Source organism: Plantactinospora sp. CNZ320, from assembly GCF_002846275.1.
Genome location: NZ_PJMP01000001.1, coordinates 4,761,758 through 4,781,072, shown reverse-complemented (window position 1 = coordinate 4,781,072; position 19,315 = coordinate 4,761,758). Strand labels below are relative to the sequence as shown.

Below are 19,315 nucleotides of genomic sequence, written 5' to 3'. Positions count from 1 at the left end.
CGGGTGCGTGCCGGTCGGGTCGATCCGGCGGCGGAGGAACCGCGTTGTGACGAGGCTGACCGGACCATCGGACGGCTCGGCGGAGTCCGTCTACGCCCAGCCCGGTAGCGGCGCGAGGCTGGACTGGGGGCTGGCCGGCGCGGCCGAGCTGAGCCGGGTCTGTGCGGTGCTGGTGGTCGTGGACGTGCTCTCCTTCACCACGTCGGTGGAGGTGGCCGTCGCCCGGGGGATGCGGGTCCACCCGTTCCCCTGGGGCGCCCAGGCGGCGGAGTACGCCACCCGGGTCGGCGCGGTGGCTGCCGTCGGTCGCCGCGCGGTCACCCCGGACCATCCCTGGTCGCTCTCCCCGGCGGCTCTGCACACCGCACCGGTCGTGCCGGACCTGGTACTTCCGTCGCCGAACGGTTCGGCGATCAGTGCCGCCGCCAGCGCGACCGGGCTGCCTGTGGTGGCGGCCTGCCTGCGTAACGCCACCGCCGTCGGGCGCTGGCTCCTCGCCCAGGGGTACGGCTCAACCACCGCACCGATCGGCGTCGTGGCGGCCGGGGAGCGCTGGCCGGACGACAGTCTCCGGCCCGGTGCCGAGGACCAGCTCGGCGCTGCGGCCGTACTGGACGCACTCTCCACAGTGTCCGGTGGGCTCTCTGTCGAGGCGGCGCTGGCGCTGGCCGCACTGAACAGCCTGCCCGACGTGCCTGCGGCGGTCCGGGGCAGCGTCTCGGGGCGGGAACTCGTCAGCGGAGGATTCGGTCAGGACGTCGAGATCGCGGTCCAGGTCGATGTCTCCGATGTGGTGCCGGTACTCCGCAACGGCGTCTACTCGCGGGCCTGACCAGCGCGTCGACCGCCCGACGGTCAGCGCAAGGGTTGCCGCGACACCAAGGAGCGCTACCAGACGAGAGGGCCGACACCGAAAGAAAGGGGCCCGGCTCGCCGTCGCGAACCGGGCCCCTGCGGGTCGTGTCGTGCAGCCCGCCTCAGTCGTCCAACCAGTCGAGCGACCGGCGCTCCGAACGGCTCGACTGCTGCGGCGCACCGGACCGGCTGTGCCCGGCCCTCGGCGCGTCGTCGTAGTAGCCGGCAGCGTGCTGCTGGTCGTAGCCAGCACGGTCGTCGTAACCGTTCTGGTCGTCGTAACCGCCACGCGGCTGGTCGTAGCCGGCGCCGGTGGTCGGCTGGTCGTAGGCGGTCCGGTCGGCGCCGTAACCCTGCTGGTCGTAACCGGCCCGGTTGTCGTAGCCCGGCTGGTCGTAGCCGGCGTCGGCGCGATCGTATCCGGCGCCCGTACGCGGCTCGTCGCCGTAGCCGGCCTGACCCGCGCCGTAGCCTCCGGCCCCGTACCCGTCGTCGTCCCGGCCGTACTGCTGGGTGGGCTCGTAGCCGCCGTGGCCGGCACCCGAGGACGGGCGGTAGGCGTTCGTGTCGTACGGGTCGGCCGCCGGGCCGTACTCGTCGGCACCGCCCCGGGCCCCGGTGTAGCGCCCGGTCGGCTCGTCGTACCCGTCGTCGTAGCCGCCCGCACCGTTGGCGGAGTATCCACCGCCGGAGACGGGTGCACCGTAGCCGGCGCCCGAGCCGGGAGCGTTGCCGTAGCCGGCGCCCGAGCCTGGAGCGTTACCGTAGCCGGCCCCGGAGGCGGGTGCACCGTAGCCGGCACCTGAGCCGGGAGCGTTGCCGTACGCACCGGCACCGGCACCGGAGCCGGGGGCGTCACCGTAGCCGTTGGCGTTACCGCCCCAACCCGGCTGTCCGGCGCCGTAACCCGGCGTCTGTGGCCCGGGCAGCGGTGCACCGTACGGGTCGGGGAACTCGTCGTCGACCAGCGGAGCACTGTGCATCATGGTCGGCGCGTCGGCCAGGTTGCCACCGCGGTTGACCATCGTCGGGTCGGCGCCGGCGCGGTTGGTGACCCGGGTGGCGTCGTCGTAGCCACCCCGCCCGGCCGCGACGCCCCCGCGCGGCCCCGGGCTGCCCGGGCCGTCCTCGTCGTCATCCGAGCCGTCTTCCTTGCGGCGCATCAGCAGCAGCACGATCGCGCCGACACCGAGGGCGACCAGCAGGCCGCCGGCCAGGATCAGCACCCAGGAGCCGAGCCCGCCGCCGGAGTCCTCGTTGGCGGCCTGGTCCGGCGCACCCGCCTCCTGGCTCTCCTCGGCACCGGCCTCCTCGGTCGGATCCCCCTCGGCGGCGTCCTCGGTCGGCTCGACCGTGGCCTCCGGGGTCGCGGTCGGCGCGGCGGCCAGGGCGAGCTGGATGCCCTGTCCGTTGACCTTGGCACCGGCGGCCCCGTTCACGTCCTTGGTGTCGCTGATGCCGTCCTTGGTGGCCCTGATCTGGAGCCGTCCCGGCGCGATCGGCCGGTCCTGGGAACCCCTGAACTGGTAGTTCCCGTTGCTGCTCGTGGTGGTGTTGTGGGTCCGGCCCTGTCCGTCGGTCAGCCGGACGCTGGCGCCGGGAACACCTTCGCCGGTGGCCTCGTTGGTGACCCGTCCGGACACCTCGGAAACCGTCTGCACCTCCGGCGGCGCCTCCGGCCCACGCACGGTGATGTTCCGTGAGGCCGAGTCGCTGTCGTTACCGACCTGGGCGGTGATCTGGACGGCGCCGGACCGGGTCTGCCCGGCCGCGACGTTACCGGCGCGGAGTGTGACGCTGTAGGACTTGGTTGCGCCGAGGTCGATGGTGTCGGTGAAGTCGCACCGCTCGCCCTGGCACTGCACCTCGTTGAAACCCCGGACGTTGATGTTGAACGAGGTCTCCCCGCCCAGCACGCCGCCGTTGTTGTTCTTGACGCTGAAGCTGAGCGTGGTCGTCTGCCCCGCGTTGAGGTTGGCGTTGACGCTCGTGATCGTCACGTCCGGATCGTCAGCCAAAGCTGGTGTGGTGGGGAGAGCGAAAACAGCGCTGGCTGCCAGCGCCACGACCACACCGGCCCGGGAGATCCAGGCTCGTCGGTGTGCTGTCACGTCCACCGCCTTCCGGGGCTCCACCGCCGACCCGTCGTCGGCCGGGGATCTACCCATACGACTACACCGTCGGCAACTATGCCTTGTCCGACCGGACGAGCGCGACCCAGGGGCGCCGAAAAATGCCATGAAGCCGGGTCGTATCGTCCCGACGTGTCCTCTCCGCACATTAAGTCCGCAGCGGTCACCGCAGCGCTGGCCGACCTCGACGCCGGCCGTACGCCGGACCGGGCGACCTCGCGGGACGCCGTTCGTGCCCTGCTGAGCGAGCTGGCCCGGGCAGTGCCCGGTCGGGCGGTGGAGGTCCGGGTTCCACCCTATGGGGCAATCCAGTGTTGTCCCGGTCCGCGACACACCCGTGGTACGCCGCCGAATGTGGTGGAGATGGCACCGGAGACCTGGATCCGGCTGGCCACCGGGCGGTTGTCCTGGTCGACGGCGGTCGCCGAAGGCCTGGTGCAAACCAGTGGCAATCGTTCTGATATCTCCGCTTTTCTTCCGATTTAGTCGTTCTCCTTCATCACCATCTGTCACTTACGGGGGTCATAACGTGGCTCTCTGTATCGGCTGCGGTTCGCGTACACTGTCTGAGTCGACAGAACCCGAAATCAGCCGGGTGACAGGCGAGTCCGAGCAGATCAGCAAGAGGGAGCGGCAGGTGCCCCGAGGCGACGGCCGGTTGAGCCATGACCTCGACCCCCAACGACCCGGACCACAGGACGCGTGCGGTGTTTTCGGAGTCTGGGCTCCGGGCGAAGAGGTGGCGAAGCTCACCTACTTCGGTCTCTACGCGCTCCAGCACCGCGGTCAGGAAGCTGCCGGCATCGCCGTCAGCGACGGGTCGGGCGTGGTGGTCTACAAGGATCTCGGCCTGGTCGCCCAGGTCTTCGACGAGCCGACGCTGGCGAGCCTGCGCGGCCACCTGGCGATCGGACACACCCGCTACTCCACCACCGGTGGTTCGACCTGGGAAAACGCCCAACCGACCATCCGGGCCAACACGGCGGGCACCACGATCGCGCTGGCGCACAACGGCAACCTGGTCAACACCGCCGAGCTCGCCCGGGACGCGATCGAGCGGGGCATGGACTCGGACGGTTCGACCTCCGACACCGCCCTGGTGACCACGCTGCTGGCCAGCCGCCCAGACCTCTCGGTCGAGGCCGCCGCGCTCGAGGTGCTGCCGACGCTGCGCGGTGCGTTCAGCTTCGTCTTCATGGACGAGACCACCCTCTACGCTGCCCGCGACGCGTACGGGGTTCGTCCCCTGGTGCTCGGTCGGCTGGAGCGTGGCTGGGTGGTGGCGAGCGAGACCGCCGCGCTGGACATCGTCGGGGCGAGCGTGGTCCGCGAGATCGAGCCCGGCGAGCTGATCGCCATCGACGAGCACGGCCTGCGGTCGGCCCGGTTCGCGGCACCGGAGCCGAAGGGCTGTCTCTTCGAGTACGTCTACATTGCCCGGCCGGACACCACGATCGCCGGCCGCAACATCCACGCCGCCCGGGTCGCGATCGGCCGGAAGCTCGCCCGGGAGCACCCGGTCGAGGCCGATCTGGTGATCCCGGTTCCGGAGTCCGGCACCCCGGCCGCGATCGGTTACGCCGAGGAGTCCGGCATCACCTACGGCGCCGGCCTGATGAAGAACCCCTACGTCGGGCGCACCTTCATCCAGCCGTCGCAGACGCTCCGCCAGCTCGGCATCCGGCTCAAGCTCAACCCGCTCCGGGAGAACGTCCGGGGCAAGCGGGTGGTCGTGGTGGACGACTCGATCGTGCGCGGCAACACCCAGCGGGCGATCGTCCGGATGCTGCGCGAGGCCGGCGCCCTGGAGGTGCACGTCAGGATCTCCTCGCCGCCGGTCAACTGGCCGTGCTTCTACGGCATCGACTTCGCCACCCGGGCGGAGCTGCTCGCCAACGGGCTGGACAACGACGGCATCCGGCGCTCCATCGGGGCCGACAGTCTCGGGTACGTCTCGCTGGCGGGTCTCATCGCGGCCACCGAACAGCCGAAGACCCGGCTCTGTCGGGCCTGCTTCGATGGGGAATATCCGATCGAGCTGCCGGCGGGGAACCTGATCGGCAAGCACGTACTCGAAGGAGTTGACCGTCGGGTCGCCGGCGCCGGGGCGGAGGAGGTGGCCGCGAACGGGGCCACCCGTGGCTCAGGCGGTCAGCCGTTCGTGACCAGTCCCAGTGGCGGCGAGGTGTCGTCGCACGCGTAGGCACCACGCCGGGCACCGCTCATGGGCACGCCGCCCGGCGCCAGGACCGGCCCAACCGGACACATCCGGCCGGGCAGCAGGAAGTCGAGTGATCCTCGACCGCTACCGACGCGGCCAGCCGCGAGAACCACTAAGGGGAGAACCGTGACGCACGTGACCGAGCGCAGTGGTGCAGGAAACGGCCCGGGCGGCACCCGTCAGCCCTGGACGGCGGGAATGGGCCGGTCCGGACGCAAGCGCACCGTGTCGTACGCGGACGCGGGCGTCTCGATCCACGCCGGTGAGCGCGCGGTCGAACTGCTCCGCCCCAAGGTGCAGGGCACCCGGCGCCCCGAGGTGATGGGCGACATCGGCGGCTTCGCCGGCCTGTTCCGGCTGGACACCCAGAAGTACCGCAACCCGATCCTCGCCTCCTCCACCGACGGGGTCGGCACCAAGCTGGTCATCGCGCAGCAGATGGACATCCACGACACCGTCGGTATCGACCTGGTGGCGATGGTGGTGGACGACCTGGTCGCCTGCGGCGCCGAGCCGCTCTTCCTGCTCGACTACATCGCCTGCGGCGAGGTCGTCCCGGACAAGGTCGCCGAGATCGGCGCCGGCATCGCCGACGGCTGCCGGTACGCCGGCTGCGCGCTGCTCGGTGGCGAGACCGCCGAGCACCCGGGTGTGCTCCGCCCCGACGAGTACGACGTCTCGGCCACCGGTGTGGGTGTGGTGGAGGAGAGCGAGATCCTCCGCCCGGAGCGGGTCGAGGTCGGCGACGTCGTGATCGCGATGGGTTCCTCGGGCCTGCACTCCAACGGTTACTCCCTGGTCCGGCACGTGCTGCTCGGCGCCGGTCGGATGCGGCTGGACAGCGTTGTCGAGGACTTCGGCCGGCAGCGCACCCTGGGTGAGGAGTTGCTGACCCCGACCAAGATCTACGCCCAGGACTGCCTGAAGCTGATCGCCGAGGCCGAGGTGCGGGCCCTGGCGCACGTCACCGGCGGCGGCATCCCCGGCAACCTCGTCCGGGTGCTCCCCGACCACGTCGACGCGGTGGTCAACCGGGCCACCTGGCGGCCGCAGCCGATCTTCGACCTGGTGCAGGCCAAGGGCCGGATCGAGGACCCGGACATGGAGTCCACCTTCAACATGGGCGTGGGCATGTTCGCGATCGTGTCGGCCGAGGACGCCGACCGGGCGCTGGCCTGCCTGACCGGGCGCGGTGTCGAGGCGTGGCAGGCCGGTGAGATCATCGAGGGGACCGGCGAGGTGCACATGATCGGCCAGCACACCCGAGGCTGACCCGACAGGGGACCGGCCGCCAGCGGTGTTGCTGTGCCCGGGTCGAGTACAACAAAAACGCCAATCCCGCATCCGCGATATTGCCCGTGATTCTCGGCATACCTGGTCAGGACTTCACCGGGGTGGTCGCTGCCACCTAGCCTGAGGGGCACCTCAGAGGCGGGGGAGGAGGGCCATGGCTGTCCGTGGACAGGAGTTTTCCGGCATGCGGGGGATCGCCGCGGTCCCCAGTTACGTGGTGATGCAGCCGACCACGCTGTGCAACCTCGACTGCGCGTACTGCTATCTCCCGCTTCGGGCGGCGGACCGCCGGATGACCGTACCGGTCGCGGCAGCGGTGGCCGGCCAGGTCAACGGCTGGGCCCGACAGGGGCGGTTCTCGGTGGTCTGGCACGGTGGCGAGCCGCTCGCCGCCGGACGGGAGCACCTGGCGGCCCTGCTGGCGCCCTTCGACCCCTCGGTCGAGCACCACGTGCAGACGAACGCGACGCTCATCGACGACGCCTGGTGCGAGTTCTTCGTCGCGCACCGGATCCGGGTCAGCGTCAGCGTCGACGGGCCCCGGGACCGCAACCGGGAGCGGGTCGGCCGGGGTGGACAGCCGTCGTACGACCGGATCATGGCCGGCGTCGAAGCGCTACGCCGGCACGGGATCGCCTACTCCGCGCTCTGCGTGGTGGGCCGGCCCGAACCAGGGCTCGCCACCGAACTGTACGACTACTTCCTCGACCTCGGCTGCGACGTGTTGGGGATCAATGTCGAGGAGACGGAGGGGGTCAACACCCGGCGCAACGCCCACCCGGCCGAGCTGGTACGCGGCTTCTGGGCCGAACTCGTCGCCGCCTGGCGCCGGAACCCACGGATCCACCTCCGGGAGGTCGAGTGGTCGCTGCGGTACGCGGCGGCGGTCCTCGACGGGGCCGAGGACGACGTACTGCCCCGTCAGCTCGATCCCATCCCGACGATCGGGTACGACGGCTCGGTGGTGCTGCTCTCGCCCGAGCTGGCCGGCTTCTCCGACCCGGACTACGGGGACTTCACCAGCGGAAACGTCCTGGAGACCCCGTTGCGGGACATCCTCGCCACGGCCGGGCGGACGCCGTGGGTCGCGGAGTTCCTCACCGGCGTGGAGAACTGTCGTGCCCGGTGCCCCTACTTCGGGTTCTGCGGGGGCGGGCACGCCGCCAACCGCTACTTCGAACACGGGCGTTTCGACGGCACGGAGACCGACCACTGCCGTAACAGCAAGATCCGTCTACTAGAGGGAGTGTTGGACCATGCCCGAGATCACGAGCCAACGGCTGCCTGAGCCCGTCGGGGCCGTACCGCACGATGGGGTGGCCGCGCGGGTGCTGGATGCTCGGGCCGGACTCACCAGCCTGCTGCGGGAGGCGGCGGAGGCGCGCCGGCTCCGGGACGAGGTGGCGGCCGGCGGGGACGGTGCGAGCGCCGTCTGCGCCTGGAACCACTTCGAGAACATCCCGACGTTCTACAACTGGAACAACCGCCCTCGCTGAACGGGCACGTCCCGCGCCGCGTCGGCCGTCCCCGACGTGTGCTGATGGCCGGTAAGCGACGGTTCGACCGCGCTCACCGGTACTGGACGGGGTACGACCAGCGTAAGGACCTGCCGGCAGCCGGAGAGAGATGCTCCGGAGCCGGCAGGTCCTTACCGTTTGGCGTCCCGATCGGCGACATGGCCCGCAGGCACTCGGACACGCGTGAGCACGCGGTGTTACCGCGTGCTCAGATGTGACCAGAGGTCAGCGGGCCGAGACCCATTTACCCGGGTCGTCGTCCGCGTCATGATCCTCGTCATCGTCGTCGACATACTCTTTGTAGTCGTCGTCGAAGTCGTGATCCGACTTGCGGCTGCCGCCGAGTTCTCGCTGCAAGGCGGCGAGGTCGGTGTTCGGGGAGTGGTACTTCAACTCCCGGGCGACCTTAGTCTGCTTGGCCTTAGCACGGCCGCGCCCCATGGCTCGACCCCCTCGCACAGAATTCGGGGCAGCCCGAAGGCGGGCCCCGATGACGTCAGGCATCTCTCGTGGCTCTTACGGTACATGGGGATGCCCCGGTTCGGCACCTCGGGTTACCACCGCCCGTGCCCGCGCGTCGCGTGGACATCGACGGGCGGCCCCATCCTACTCAGTAAGGAGTGCCTGCCCGCCCTGTCCGTGACGTGTTTGGGGCCTCCGGACCCATCGGTCCAGTACAGCGTACTTTCTGCCTGAATGGCCGGCAATCCACCTGAGGTCCGTCCCGCCCGGGCGCGGAGCCGGGGTATTCGCCTCGGCTCCGCGCCAGGTGGAACGGGTACCCGTCAACGCAGGTGGATGGTGCGCAGCCGGCCGACCTCGGCCATCCGGCGCTCGGCGAGCCGGTCGGCGGCGACGGCCGGCGGCACGCCCTCGGCGTCGGCCAGCCGCAGGATCTCCCGGGTGGTGTCGTAGATCCTGGTCGCCCGCAGCTTGGCCCGCTCGAAGTTGAAGCCCTCGATCTCGTCGGCGACCTGGATCACCCCGCCCGCGTTCACCACGTAGTCGGGGGCGTAGAGCACGCCCCGGTCGGCGAGCAGCTTCTCGATGCCCGGGTGCGCGAGCTGGTTGTTGGCCGCGCCGACCACCACCGAGGCGCGCAGCGCCGGCACGGTGTCGTCGTCCAGGGCGCCGCCGAGGGCACAGGGTGCGTAGACGTCGATGTCGGAGGTGATCAGGGCCTGGGTGTCTTCCACCACGTCGACCTGCGGGTACGCCTGCCGGACCCAGGCCAGCGCCTTCGGGTTCACGTCGGTTGCCACCACCGAGGCGCCGTCGTCGATCAGGTGCCCGGTCAGGTGTTTGCCGACCTTGCCCAGCCCGGATACCCCGACCCGGCGACCGGCCAGGGTCGGCGAGCCCCAGGCGTGCTCGGCGGCGGCCCGCATCCCCTGGAAGACCCCCCAGGCGGTCAGCACCGAGGAGTCTCCGGCGCCGCCGTGCTCGACGCTGCGGCCGGTCACGTAGCGGGTCTCCCGGGCGACCAGGTCCATGTCGGCGACGTAGGTGCCGACGTCGCAGGCCGTGTAGTAGCGACCGCCCAGCGACTCGACGAAGCGGCCGTACGCCCGCAGCAGCGGTTCGGACTTGGTCCGCTCCGGGTCGCCCCAGATGACCGCCTTGCCGCCGCCGAGGTCCAGCCCGGCGAGTGCGTTCTTGTACGCCATGCCACGGGACAGGTCGAGCACGTCGTGCAGCGCCTCGGCCTCGGTGTCGTACGGGTAGAACCGGGTGCCGCCGAGCGCGGGGCCGAGGGCGGTCGAGTAGATGGCGATGATCGCCTTGAGCCCGGTCTGCTTGTCCTGGCAGAACACGACCTGCTCGTGGCCGTCGGATTCCGGACCGTCGGTGCTGGCGAATACGTCCATGTCTCGCTCCTGATCTGGAGGTGGGCATCCTCGTGGGATGCGACGGGAGGGGGCTCCCGGTGCCGGCGGGGGATGTTGCCGGCCTGCTCCGAGCCTAATCGCGATCGGCCCGGGCGTGGGTCACGGCCAGCGCGCCCGAGATTGATTGGAGATGCTGGAGACTCTTCGACTTCCGTTTCGTGGGAGGATCGCGCCGTGCCGTCGCTCTTCGCTTCCTACCTGCGGGTGTACGAGCCGTTGACCGCCTTCGACCGGGACCGGCAACTCTTCTGGCGTCGCTACGTCAAGGAGGGCCGGGCGGTGGCCCCGCTGGAGGGGCCGGTCCGACAGCGGACGGCGGTGATCGAGGCGCTCGGTGCCGGCTGGACCCGACTGCCCGACCTGCCCGAGGAGGCGTACGTCCTGGAGGCGGACGACACGCTGCTGGTCTGCCCCTGGAACCTGCGGGTACGGGTCGCCGAGGCGGCGCTGAGCGCCCGGGACGGCGTACCGCCGGTGCTGGCCGACGCGTTCGTCCCGCCGGTACTGGCCGGCCAGGCGAAGGCCGTGGTGGAGGACTGGCGCAGCGGGGCGCGGGTGCTGGAGCACGGGGTGCCGAGGCTGCACGAGCAGATCGCCACCTGGGGGGTGCCGCTGCGCTGGTTCGTCTTCGTCGACCCGGAGGAGCGCGAGCTGACCACCCGGCCGGACCGGCGGGTGCTGCGGTACCGCACCGAGATCTCCAAGGCCCGGCGGCGGGCGTCCCGGGGCCTGTCGGTGCTGCGCAAGTCGGTCGGGGACGCACCGATCACCGAGGCCGTCGAGGAGGGGGCCCGCTGGCTCGAGGAGTTCCATCCCCGGTCGGTGGTGGAGCTGGACTACGGCGGGCTGGTCGACCTGCTGCCGGACGAGGCGCTGGCCGCGGACGACTCGCCGGAGCTGGTCGCGGCCGGGTTGGCCGGGCTCTCCAGGGGCGACGCGGAGGCGGCCACCGAGGCGTACGAGAAGCTCGTTGCGCGCTGGCGTGCCGTGCAGTTACTGGAGCGTTGCAATTAGCGAACAATGCGGCTCGGGGGGCACTGGGAGCGCACACAGATGAATGCCGCTCGTAATATCGGCGTTACCGGGGGCAATCACCCGTCCGGTTAATTCTTTTTCTGCATAAAAAAGGACCATATTTCGGTCATTGTTCATCCGTCCATCCAGGGACCTTCGGCCGTTCGGCCCATGTCGGACATCGGGGACTAGCCGGACCATGGGAGACGCGTCGGCCGGCGGGACCCCGGCCGATGTCTATAGGCACCTGTGGAGGAGTGACCGATGGCATCGCGTACGCATGAACCTGAGCCGCTACTCACGCCGGCAGAGGTCGCGTCGATGTTCCGTGTCGACCCGAAGACCGTGACCCGGTGGGCTAAGGCGGGGAAGCTCAGCGCGATCAGAACGCTGGGCGGACACCGCCGTTACCGTGAGTCGGAGGTTCGTGCCCTGCTACAGGGCCAGATCCCCCAGCAGCGGCAGGGCGACTGAGACTCGGAACCGAACGTTCGGATCAGGGGTGGGACTCGTACGGAAGTACGGATCCCACCCCTGAATCGTCTCCGGGGGCGTGCTCAACCCCCGGCCAGTGCCGCCTCTTCCAGACCCGCCCCGTCCACCAGCCGGCCGTCGCGCAGGGTCAGGACCCGATCCGCCAGGTCGATCAGGGTCGGATCGTGCGTGGCCACCAGCGCGGTCATCCCCCGGGCGTGCACCAGGGCGCGGAGCAGATCCATGATCGAACGGCCGGTCTCCGAGTCGAGCTGGCCCGTCGGCTCGTCCGCGATCAGCAGCGCCGGATCGTTCGCCAGTGCCCGGGCCACCGCCACCCGCTGCTGCTGGCCGCCGGAGAGCTCGTACGGACGCTGCGCCGCCTGACCGCCCAGCCCGACCAGTTCGAGCAGCATCGTCACCCGCTCCTCCCGCTCCGCCCGGGGCCGCTTCGCCAGCCGCATCGGCACACCGACGTTCTCCGCCGCCGACAGGATCGGGATCAGCCCGAAGGACTGGAAGACGAAGCCGATCGTGGAGCGGCGCAACTCCAGCAGCTCACCGCTTCCGGCTGCCGTGATCTCGTGCCCGGCGACGTGGATCCGCCCGTGGCTCGGCCGGTCCAGACCACCGATCAGGTTCAGCAGGGTGGTCTTGCCCGCGCCGGAACGACCCCGGATCGCCACCAGCTCGCCACGGGCGGCGGTGAACGAGACCTCCCGTACCGCGTGCACCACCCGGTCACCGGCCAGGTAGTCCCGCCCGACCCCCTCGACCCGGACCAGTTCCTCGCCCATCGGCAGCCCTCCCGCCCCGTCGCCGTCCACTCGCCCCGCCCCGCCGGTCACGGCTGCGCCCCGTTCCCGTCCCCGCCCGGCCGGACCTGCACGTGATCCGGTTCCAGGTTCAGCCGTACCCGGTCGCGCAGGCTCAGCGCGTCGACGAAGGCGGCCGGCAGCTGCATCCGACCCGACCGGTCCAGCAGCGCGTACTCCTCGGTGACCAGTTCCTCGACCCCGTCCGCGCCGAGCCGGGTGGAGCGGCGTACCTCGGAGGCGGTCCGACCGTCGCGGATCGCGACCGTCCGGCGGACCTGGGACGAGACGGCGTGGTCGTGCGTGACCACCACGATGGTGACGCCCAGCTCGGCGTTGATGGTGCGCAGTGCGCCGAAGACGTCGGCGGCGGTCGCCTCGTCCAACTCACCGGTCGGCTCGTCGGCGAAAAGCACCTCCGGATCGTTGGCCACCGCGACCGCCACCGCACAGCGCTGCTGCTCCCCGCCGCTCATCTGGTCCGGCCGCCGGTCGGCGCAGTAGCCGACCCCGACCATCTCCAGCAGCTCGGTCGCCCGGCTGCGGGCCGCCCGGCCGCGCAACCCCCGGGCCAGCCGCATCGGCAGCTCCACGTTCTCCAGAGCCGTCAGGTACGGCAGCAGGTTGCGGGCCGTCTGCTGCCAGACGAAGCCGACCGTGTGCCGGCGGTACCGCAGCCGGCGCTTCGGCGACATCGTCAACAGGTCGAAGTCGGCGACCCGGGCGATCCCGGCGGTCGGCACGTCCAGCCCGGAGAGGATGTTCAGCACTGTCGACTTGCCCGAGCCGGAGGCGCCGACGATGGCGAGCAGCTCGCCCCGGTCTACCACCAGGTCCAGCCCCTGTAGTGCGACCACCTCGACGCCCTCGGTCTTGAAGATCCGGACCAGCCCGTCGCAGACGATGTGCCCGCGCAGCCGGTCCTCGCCGCCGGCCCGCGCCGCCGCCCGCTCGGCGGCCCTGCGCTGGAGTACGGCGAGATCGGGCGCCGCCGTGGCAGTCGTCGGACTCGCCATCAGTTCCCGTCCCCTCTGCGCGCCATCAGTTCTCCTCTCCGAGACGGAGCACCTCGCCGAGGCGCATCCGCCGGTTGACCAGATTCTCCACACCGAGGGCGGCGACCAGCGCCACCACGACCAGCAGCAGTACGCCGACCACCAGCATCGGATCCAGGTGGATCCGGGCCGGCAGGCCGCCGGTGAAGCCGGCGAGCCCCAACGCCGGCCCGAGCAGCCGGGGCAGGGCCACCCCGACCGCCCCACCGGCCAGCACCGCGACGCCGAGCAGCGGCACCAGTTCGTAGACGAGCAGTCCCCGACCCTGCCGACCGGAGAGCCCCATGGTGCGCAGCCGGGACAGCATCCGGCCCCGGCCCGGCGCCTCGGCGAGTACGGCGAAACCGACCGCCAACAGTGCCAACGCGGTCGCCCCGGCCACCCCGGTGCCGAAGGTGAAACTCAGCAGCCGGTTCACGCCGCTGCGCTCCAGCGCCTCCCGGTGCCGCACCCAGGTGTCGACGGTGACCGCCGTCTGCGGGCGTACCTGCTCGACCGGCTGGGCCAGCACAGTCGCCAGGTACTCCCGCTGGGCGGTGTCGACCGTCGCGGTCAGCTCGGCGATCGAGAAGCCCTCCCCGGCCACCAGGAACTCGTTGGGCAGGATCGGCTGGAACTCCGGCACCGGCAGCGCCTGCCACGGCAGTACGACGAACCGGCGGACCTCGGCCGCCAGTCCCGGGAAGCCGGCGGCCACCTGGTCGACCCGGAACTCGTACCGGCGGCCCTGCACCTCGGTGACCGCACCGGCACCGACCGCCTCGGCCACCTCCGGCGAGACCAGTGCCGGCACCGGGCCGTCGACCCGCCCCGGCGCGGCCAGCCCCGCCGGCACGGTGACGTCGACGCCGCTCGCCGCCAGCACCCGGGCCAGCGACGGACCGTCCACCACCAACACCTGGGTCTGGCCGAGGTTACGTCCGCCGAGCAGGTTCGGGGTGGGCGAACGCAACGGCTGACCCACCTCGACCGCCAGCGGGCTGACCGCGCTCACCCCCGGCAGCGCGTCGAGCCGCTCGGCGGTGGACCGGTCGGAGTAGGAGCCGGCGACCCGGGCGTCGGCACCGACCTCCTGGTCGGTGACCCGGTCCCGGGCCTCGGCGACGGTGCTGGTCACCACGCTCGTGAAGACCCCGGTGGCGATCGCGACGACGAGCACGGCCAGCGGCCCGACGGTCACCGGCGCGCCCCGGGCGGCCCGGGCCAGGCCGACGAACGGCACCACCGTACGGGCCCGGGCGGCGATCCGGCCCAACTGGCGCAGCGGCCACGGCACCAACCGCAGCGCTACCAGGGCGGCGGCCACGGCCAGCAGCACCGGCACCGACACCAGGTACGGGTCGACCCCGCTGTCCTGGCTCAGCCCGCGTCGGCGCAGCAGCACCACACCGAGCACCGCGAGCAGCAGGACGAAGAGTTCGGCGGTCAGCCGGCGTACCGACGGGCGGTGGCGCACCAGGTCCTGTCGCCGGCCCACGAAGCTCGGCCGGCGCTGGCCGAGCGTCGCCAGCAGCGGGATGGCCAGGGTGGTGCCGACGGCCACCAGCGCCACCCCGAGCGGTTCGATCCCGGCGGGACGCCCCGGCGCCAACCGGCCGAGCAGCCAGCCAGCGAGTACCGCGAGCGGCAGCACGGCGACCGTCTCCCGCAGGGTACGGGCACCGATCTCCACGGCTGTCGCACCCCGGGCCCGGAGCAGGGTGAACTCCTCCCGGCGGCGCTGCACCGCCAGCCCGGCGGCGAGGGTCACCAGCCCGAGCAGGGTGGCCAGGATGCCGGCCTGCACCACGGCGAGCAGTGCCCGCACCGCCCGGAGTTGACCGTCGAACCTGGTCAGCGCGCTGTCCAGACCGGTCGCCAGCACCAGCCCGCGTTCCGGCGGGGTACGCCGGGTCGTGGCGATCGCGGTGAGCGTCTCCGGGATGTCGGCGGTGGTCATCCGCTCCTCGTCGACCCGGTAGCGCCACTCGTAGGTCAGCCCGAGCCGCCGGCCGGCGGCGCTGATCCCGTCCAGGTCGGTCAGTAGCGCCGTCCGGTGCGTCATGCCCATGGTCGGGTCCGGGCAGGGGATCTGGGCGATCCGGATCGCGTCCCAGGCTGGTGCGGCCGGGTCGATCGGGTCGTACAGCCCGACGATCCGGACCGGGACCGAACCCGGGCTGAAGCCCGTGCCGTTGAGCACGACGACGGTGCCGACCCGCAGCCCGAGCAGGCCGGCGCCCTCCCGGGACAGCGCCGCCTCGACCCCGGCCCGGGATGCCGGCCAGCGTCCCTCGACGACCCGCAGCTCCTGTTCGACGCCGGCCTGGCCGCGCAGTTGCAGCTCCGGCCGGCAGGTTCCGCGCAGCGACGGCGCGTCACCGGCCACGGCCAGGTCCTTCGGCCCGATCCGGCCGGCGAACCACTGCTGACCGACAAGCGTGGGCAGCGGCCCGGGCAACCGTGTCCGGTACCGGTCGAGCCAGTCCCCGGCCACGGCGGCGGGCGGGCCCTCCCCGGGGGCGAACGACGCGCTGAAGGTCAGGTCCCGGACCTGGTACGGCAGCTCGCGTACGTCGTGTCGCATCCCGTCGTCGGCGAACTCGTTCGCCAACCGGGGTGCCCCGGTCACCAGCAGTGCCGCCACCAGCCCGAGTACGCCGAGCAGCCCCAGATAGCCGGCGAAGATCCGGGCCCGACGCAACGGCCCCGGCAGTCGACGACCACGGCTCCGCTGCGGCACCGATCCACCCCGCACGCTGTCCCGTCCCTCCACCGGTTGCGCGTTCACCGGTCCTCCCCGATCCGGAGCTGGGCCGCGGCCAGCCGTTGCCGCATGGTGGCGGCGGTCAACCCGCTCAGCGCCAGCGCGAGCACCAGCAGCAGCGCTGCGGTACCGGCGGCCGGCAGCCAGGCGACGTCGAGCAGCGGCAGCGGTACCGGCCGCTGTGCCGACGGGGTGAGGATGACAAGCGGGGCCATCGTCGCGGCCACGCCGATCCCCACCGCCAACCCGACCAGCACGCCGATGCCGGCCAGGAACGCCTGCTCGACCAGGAGCGACCGGGCCAGCAGCCGGGGGCCGGCGCCCAGCGTGTGCAGCACGGCGAGTTCGGTGACCCGGCGTCGGGCGGTGGCCCGGACGTCCACGGTGATGCCGACCGCCGCGAGCAGGATGGCGCCGAGCGCGGCGGCGAAGAGGGCGGCTCGGGCGCCGACGCCGTACGGGTCCTCGCCGGAGCGGCTGGCCACCTCCACCCGGTCGGCGACCTGGAGCCCGCCGAGTTCCGCCGCCGCCCGGGCCGCCTCGGCGTGCTCGTCGGGGCGGGTGGCCAGCCACCACTCCTCGGGTTCGGAGAGGATTCCCCGCTTGTGGAAGAGCGCCGTACCCAGCGACGGCAGGTCGACCAGGAGCGCGGCCGGCTCCGGCGTGCCGGGCAGGGCGGCGACCGTACCGGTGATCCGTATGTCGACGGACCCGCCGGCGAGTACCAGTGCGGTCTGCTGGCCGACGCCGAGCCGCAGCGCCGCCAGCGCCTGCGGGGTGGCCACCACCGGTACCTGCCCCGGGCCGGCTGCGACGGTGACGGCGAACGAGATCGGCGCGCTGACGCCCGCCCAGTAGGAGCCGCGTGCCTGGTGCCGGACGGCCAGTCCACCCGGCCCTGCCGCCACTGCCGAGTTCTCGCCGGAGCGCTCCACCGCCTGCCACTGCCGGCCGTCGGCGAGCGGAAGTTCGGCACCGGTGCCACCGGTCGGGGCGGCGCGCAGCTCGGTGAGCCGCCAGTCGACGACGTACCTGGGAGGCCCGACGGTGTCCACTGTGAAGCCGGCCAGTTTCGGTGGCCCGTCGTCGCCCGCCACCGGCAGTTCCACGTCGAACCGCAGTGGGGCGTCGTCGTAGCTCGCGCCGAGCGGCACCCGGAGATAACCGCCGTGCGGCTCGGTGAAGATCGCCGTGGTCCGGATCGCGGTGCGGGCCGAGCCGCCGGTGCCGGTGGTGGTGATCTGGCCGGTCAGCCGGCGGGTCTGCGGCGGAAGCGCCACCACCGGGGCGCTCACCCGGGCGTCGGTCATCGCGGCGAAGAGTGTGCCGGCATCGTCCTCGACCAGGTCGTCGCGGAGCCGGACGACCCGTTCGGCTGCGGCGGCGTCCAGGGCCACCATCTCGGCCGGCACCTCCTCGGAGCCGAGCCGGGGACTGTCCCGCAGGGCCGGCAGGACCAGTTCGGCGCCGGGTAGTTCGGCGAGCTGGCCGGCCCGGGCCGGCGGGGCGACCCCGGTCGACTCGACCAGCCGCAGGTCGGCGCCGACCTGGTGGTCGGCCTGGTCGGTCAGGGACCGTTCCGAGGTGGCGGCCAGGCACCAGGCGAGGGTGCCGACCGCCACCGCCAGGGCGAGCAGCAGCACCGGGCCGGCGTGCGGCCGGCGGCCGGCCTGCCACATCCCGAGCATCGTGCCGGTCCAGGACCGCCGGTCGACCCACCGCTGCGCGAGCCGGGCCATCGGTGGCAGGAGGCGCAGCGCGAGTACCGCACCGGCCAACACCCCCACCGTGGGGGCCGCGGCGAGCAGCGGGTCGATCCCGAGAGTGCCGTCCGGGCGGGCGCCGGCGAGCGGGGAGGAGTACTGCCGCAGTTGCAGCCAGCCCAGCACCGCCAGCGCGACGAGCGCGACGTCCAGCCCGGCCCGCTGCGCGATCGTCCGCCGGCTCGGCCGGGACCGGGTCGCCATCTCGTCGACGTAGCTGCCGGCGCGGCGCAGTGCCGGGCCGAGCATCGCCAGCGCGCAGCCGAACGCGGCCAGCGCGGCGATCAGCCAGGTCCGGGTGTCGAGCCGGGGACTCAGGTGCAACGCGGCGGCGGCCAGCATCGGGGTACGGTCGGCGAGCCGGACCAGCTCGGTGGCGAGTACCGGTGAGAGCACGGCGGCCGGCAGCACGACAAGTAACGCCTCCCGGGCGGCGAGCCCGGCCAACTGGCCCCGGCCGGCTCCCCGGGCCCGCAGCAGTGCCACCTCGCCCCGGCGCTGTTCGGTCAGCAGGAGCGCGACCAGCAGCAGCGCGTACCCGCCGAGGACCACCACCAGCAGCATCGGGGTGACCAGGGCGGACCGGCCGACCAGCCCGGCCTGCTCCAGCCGCTGCACGAGCTGGCCGAGCTGGGTGGTGACCAGCCCGGAACTGCCGAGCCCGGTCTCGGCGGGCAGGCTGGCGGTGGTCTGCTCGGCGGCCTCGCCCAGCCGGCCCAGCGAGCCCGTCGTCGCCCCGGACAGCTCGGGTTCGACGAGCCATCCGGCGGAGGCGTTGGCGATGAAGTGGTCGAGGAAGTCGGCCCGGTCGACGACCAGCGGCCCGTACGTGGCGGATCCGGTGGCCGCCCCGTCCGTCGCCTCGGGCACGAGTCGCCAGTACGGGTCCCGGGTGTCGCGCGGTCGCCAGACCCCGGTGACGGTCACCTCGGTGATCCGGTCGGTGACCCGGTCGATGATCGGAATCCGGTCGCCGACCCGGACTCCGAGGATCTTCGCGACCGGTTCGGCGAGCGCGGTCTGCACGGGCCGCCGGCCGGGGCTCGGCCAGGCACCGTCGCTCAGCAGGGCGTGCCCGGGAAGGTCGTCGAGGAAGACCACCCGGGCGAAGACCAGACCCTGGGCGTCGGGTACGGCGTCCCCGGTGCGACCGGCGAACTGCCGCCCGGCCGCGTACCCCGCACCGGAGACGCCGGCGGGCAGTCCGCCGAAGCCGCCGGCGAACCGGGACCGTACCGCCGCGTCCCGCTCGGCGAGGCTCTCCGGGGTGCTGCCGGCGGTGCCGCGTACCAGGATCGACCGCTCCTCCTGGGAGGCGGACGCGACGGCCCGCTCGGTGCCGGAGTCGACCACCTCCCGGCTGTAGCCGGCGAGCCCGGTGAGCAGGGCGGTGGCGATCAGGGTCGCCCCGATCGCCGCCAGGAGCAGACTCTTCGCTCCCCGGGCGCGCCGAAACACCAGCCTCATCGTTCTGCTTCTCCCCCATGGGCGAGGCGGGCGGCGTCGGTCGTCGCCCCTCCTGGGTGCGAAGCGCCCGAGGG

15 protein-coding genes are annotated in these 19,315 nt (G+C 72.3%); 8 read left to right on the top strand and 7 right to left on the bottom strand.

Features of this window, described 5'->3' with window-relative positions; translation table 11 throughout:
- Positions 1-55 precede the first annotated feature (55 nt).
- Positions 56-832 (top strand): 2-phosphosulfolactate phosphatase, encoded by a 777-nt coding sequence (locus tag CLT71_RS21270; RefSeq protein ID WP_101371654.1) that lies wholly within the window; start codon positions 56-58, stop codon positions 830-832.
- A 145-nt stretch (positions 833-977) separates the two neighbouring features.
- Here the strand turns inward: CLT71_RS21270 and CLT71_RS21265 are convergent, their stop codons facing one another.
- The gene (locus CLT71_RS21265; protein ID WP_486483375.1) at positions 978-3,023 is read right to left on the bottom strand and encodes a carboxypeptidase-like regulatory domain-containing protein; all 2,046 of its coding nucleotides are present in this window, start codon (positions 3,021-3,023) and stop codon (positions 978-980) included.
- Between the two features lie 96 nt (positions 3,024-3,119).
- Between CLT71_RS21265 and CLT71_RS21260 the strand changes: the two genes are divergently transcribed.
- The 5 genes from CLT71_RS21260 (at position 3,120) to amcA (ending at position 7,997) form a co-directional block, all read left to right on the top strand.
- Positions 3,120-3,473: a sterol carrier family protein gene (locus CLT71_RS21260; protein WP_101368650.1), complete on the top strand. Its 354-nt coding sequence runs from the start codon at positions 3,120-3,122 to the stop codon at positions 3,471-3,473.
- 151 nt (positions 3,474-3,624) lie between these two features.
- Positions 3,625-5,190 (top strand): amidophosphoribosyltransferase, encoded by a 1,566-nt coding sequence (gene purF / locus CLT71_RS21255; protein WP_101371652.1) that lies wholly within the window; start codon positions 3,625-3,627, stop codon positions 5,188-5,190.
- A 144-nt stretch (positions 5,191-5,334) separates the two neighbouring features.
- Positions 5,335-6,480, top strand: a complete 1,146-nt coding sequence (purM, locus tag CLT71_RS21250) for a phosphoribosylformylglycinamidine cyclo-ligase (protein ID WP_101368649.1) — start codon at positions 5,335-5,337, stop codon at positions 6,478-6,480.
- A gap of 205 nt (positions 6,481-6,685) precedes the next feature.
- Positions 6,686-7,789, top strand: coding sequence for a cyclophane-forming radical SAM peptide maturase AmcB (gene amcB, locus CLT71_RS21245; RefSeq protein WP_486483709.1), 1,104 nt, complete (start codon positions 6,686-6,688; stop codon positions 7,787-7,789).
- Positions 7,758-7,997 (top strand): multiple cyclophane-containing RiPP AmcA, encoded by a 240-nt coding sequence (amcA, locus tag CLT71_RS21240; RefSeq protein WP_101368647.1) that lies wholly within the window; start codon positions 7,758-7,760, stop codon positions 7,995-7,997. The genes amcB and amcA overlap by 32 nt, the downstream gene beginning before the upstream one ends.
- A 246-nt stretch (positions 7,998-8,243) precedes the next feature.
- On the opposite strand, the gene CLT71_RS21235 is transcribed toward amcA, so the two are convergent.
- Entirely contained in the window at positions 8,244-8,459 is a 216-nt protein-coding gene (locus tag CLT71_RS21235; protein WP_101368646.1) for a DUF3073 domain-containing protein, read from the bottom strand.
- A gap of 344 nt (positions 8,460-8,803) precedes the next feature.
- Positions 8,804-9,886: a Glu/Leu/Phe/Val dehydrogenase dimerization domain-containing protein gene (locus tag CLT71_RS21230; protein ID WP_101368645.1), complete on the bottom strand. Its 1,083-nt coding sequence runs from the start codon at positions 9,884-9,886 to the stop codon at positions 8,804-8,806.
- 195 nt (positions 9,887-10,081) lie between these two features.
- On the opposite strand from CLT71_RS21230, the gene CLT71_RS21225 reads away from it, so the two are divergent.
- Both CLT71_RS21225 and CLT71_RS21220 read left to right on the top strand, forming a co-directional pair.
- On the top strand, positions 10,082-10,921 hold the full coding sequence (locus tag CLT71_RS21225) for a DUF8083 family protein (RefSeq protein ID WP_101368644.1): 840 nt from the start codon (positions 10,082-10,084) through the stop codon (positions 10,919-10,921).
- 264 nt (positions 10,922-11,185) lie between these two features.
- Positions 11,186-11,395, top strand: a complete 210-nt coding sequence (locus CLT71_RS21220) for a BldC family transcriptional regulator (protein ID WP_007073996.1) — start codon at positions 11,186-11,188, stop codon at positions 11,393-11,395.
- Positions 11,396-11,478: 83 nt separating this feature from the next.
- On the opposite strand, the gene CLT71_RS21215 is transcribed toward CLT71_RS21220, so the two are convergent.
- The 4 genes from CLT71_RS21215 to CLT71_RS21200 are packed head-to-tail and all read right to left on the bottom strand — an operon-like array spanning position 11,479 to position 19,241.
- Positions 11,479-12,192, bottom strand: coding sequence for an ABC transporter ATP-binding protein (locus CLT71_RS21215; RefSeq protein WP_101371651.1), 714 nt, complete (start codon positions 12,190-12,192; stop codon positions 11,479-11,481).
- Positions 12,193-12,239: 47 nt separating this feature from the next.
- A complete protein-coding gene (locus CLT71_RS21210) occupies positions 12,240-13,226 on the bottom strand; it encodes an ATP-binding cassette domain-containing protein (RefSeq protein WP_101368643.1) in 987 nt (328 codons plus the stop codon).
- 25 nt (positions 13,227-13,251) lie between these two features.
- Positions 13,252-16,035 (bottom strand): permease, encoded by a 2,784-nt coding sequence (locus CLT71_RS21205; protein WP_101368642.1) that lies wholly within the window; start codon positions 16,033-16,035, stop codon positions 13,252-13,254.
- Positions 16,032-19,241, bottom strand: coding sequence for an ABC transporter permease (locus CLT71_RS21200; RefSeq protein WP_101368641.1), 3,210 nt, complete (start codon positions 19,239-19,241; stop codon positions 16,032-16,034). The genes CLT71_RS21205 and CLT71_RS21200 overlap by 4 nt, the downstream gene beginning before the upstream one ends.
- Positions 19,242-19,315 lie beyond the last annotated feature (74 nt).

Excerpts from the sequence above, each read along its gene's own strand:
- CLT71_RS21210 (WP_101368643.1), bottom strand. The coding sequence starts at position 13,226 with ATGGCGAGTCCGACGACTGCCACGGCGGCGCCCGATCTCGCCGTACTC.
- amcA (WP_101368647.1), top strand. The coding sequence starts at position 7,758 with ATGCCCGAGATCACGAGCCAACGGCTGCCTGAGCCCGTCGGGGCCGTA.
- CLT71_RS21235 (WP_101368646.1), bottom strand. The coding sequence starts at position 8,459 with ATGGGGCGCGGCCGTGCTAAGGCCAAGCAGACTAAGGTCGCCCGGGAG.
- CLT71_RS21220 (WP_007073996.1), top strand. The coding sequence starts at position 11,186 with ATGGCATCGCGTACGCATGAACCTGAGCCGCTACTCACGCCGGCAGAG.
- amcB (WP_486483709.1), top strand. The coding sequence starts at position 6,686 with ATGCGGGGGATCGCCGCGGTCCCCAGTTACGTGGTGATGCAGCCGACC.
- CLT71_RS21215 (WP_101371651.1), bottom strand. The coding sequence starts at position 12,192 with ATGGGCGAGGAACTGGTCCGGGTCGAGGGGGTCGGGCGGGACTACCTG.
- CLT71_RS21230 (WP_101368645.1), bottom strand. The coding sequence starts at position 9,886 with ATGGACGTATTCGCCAGCACCGACGGTCCGGAATCCGACGGCCACGAG.
- CLT71_RS21265 (WP_486483375.1), bottom strand. The coding sequence starts at position 3,023 with ATGGGTAGATCCCCGGCCGACGACGGGTCGGCGGTGGAGCCCCGGAAG.
- CLT71_RS21200 (WP_101368641.1), bottom strand. The coding sequence starts at position 19,241 with ATGAGGCTGGTGTTTCGGCGCGCCCGGGGAGCGAAGAGTCTGCTCCTG.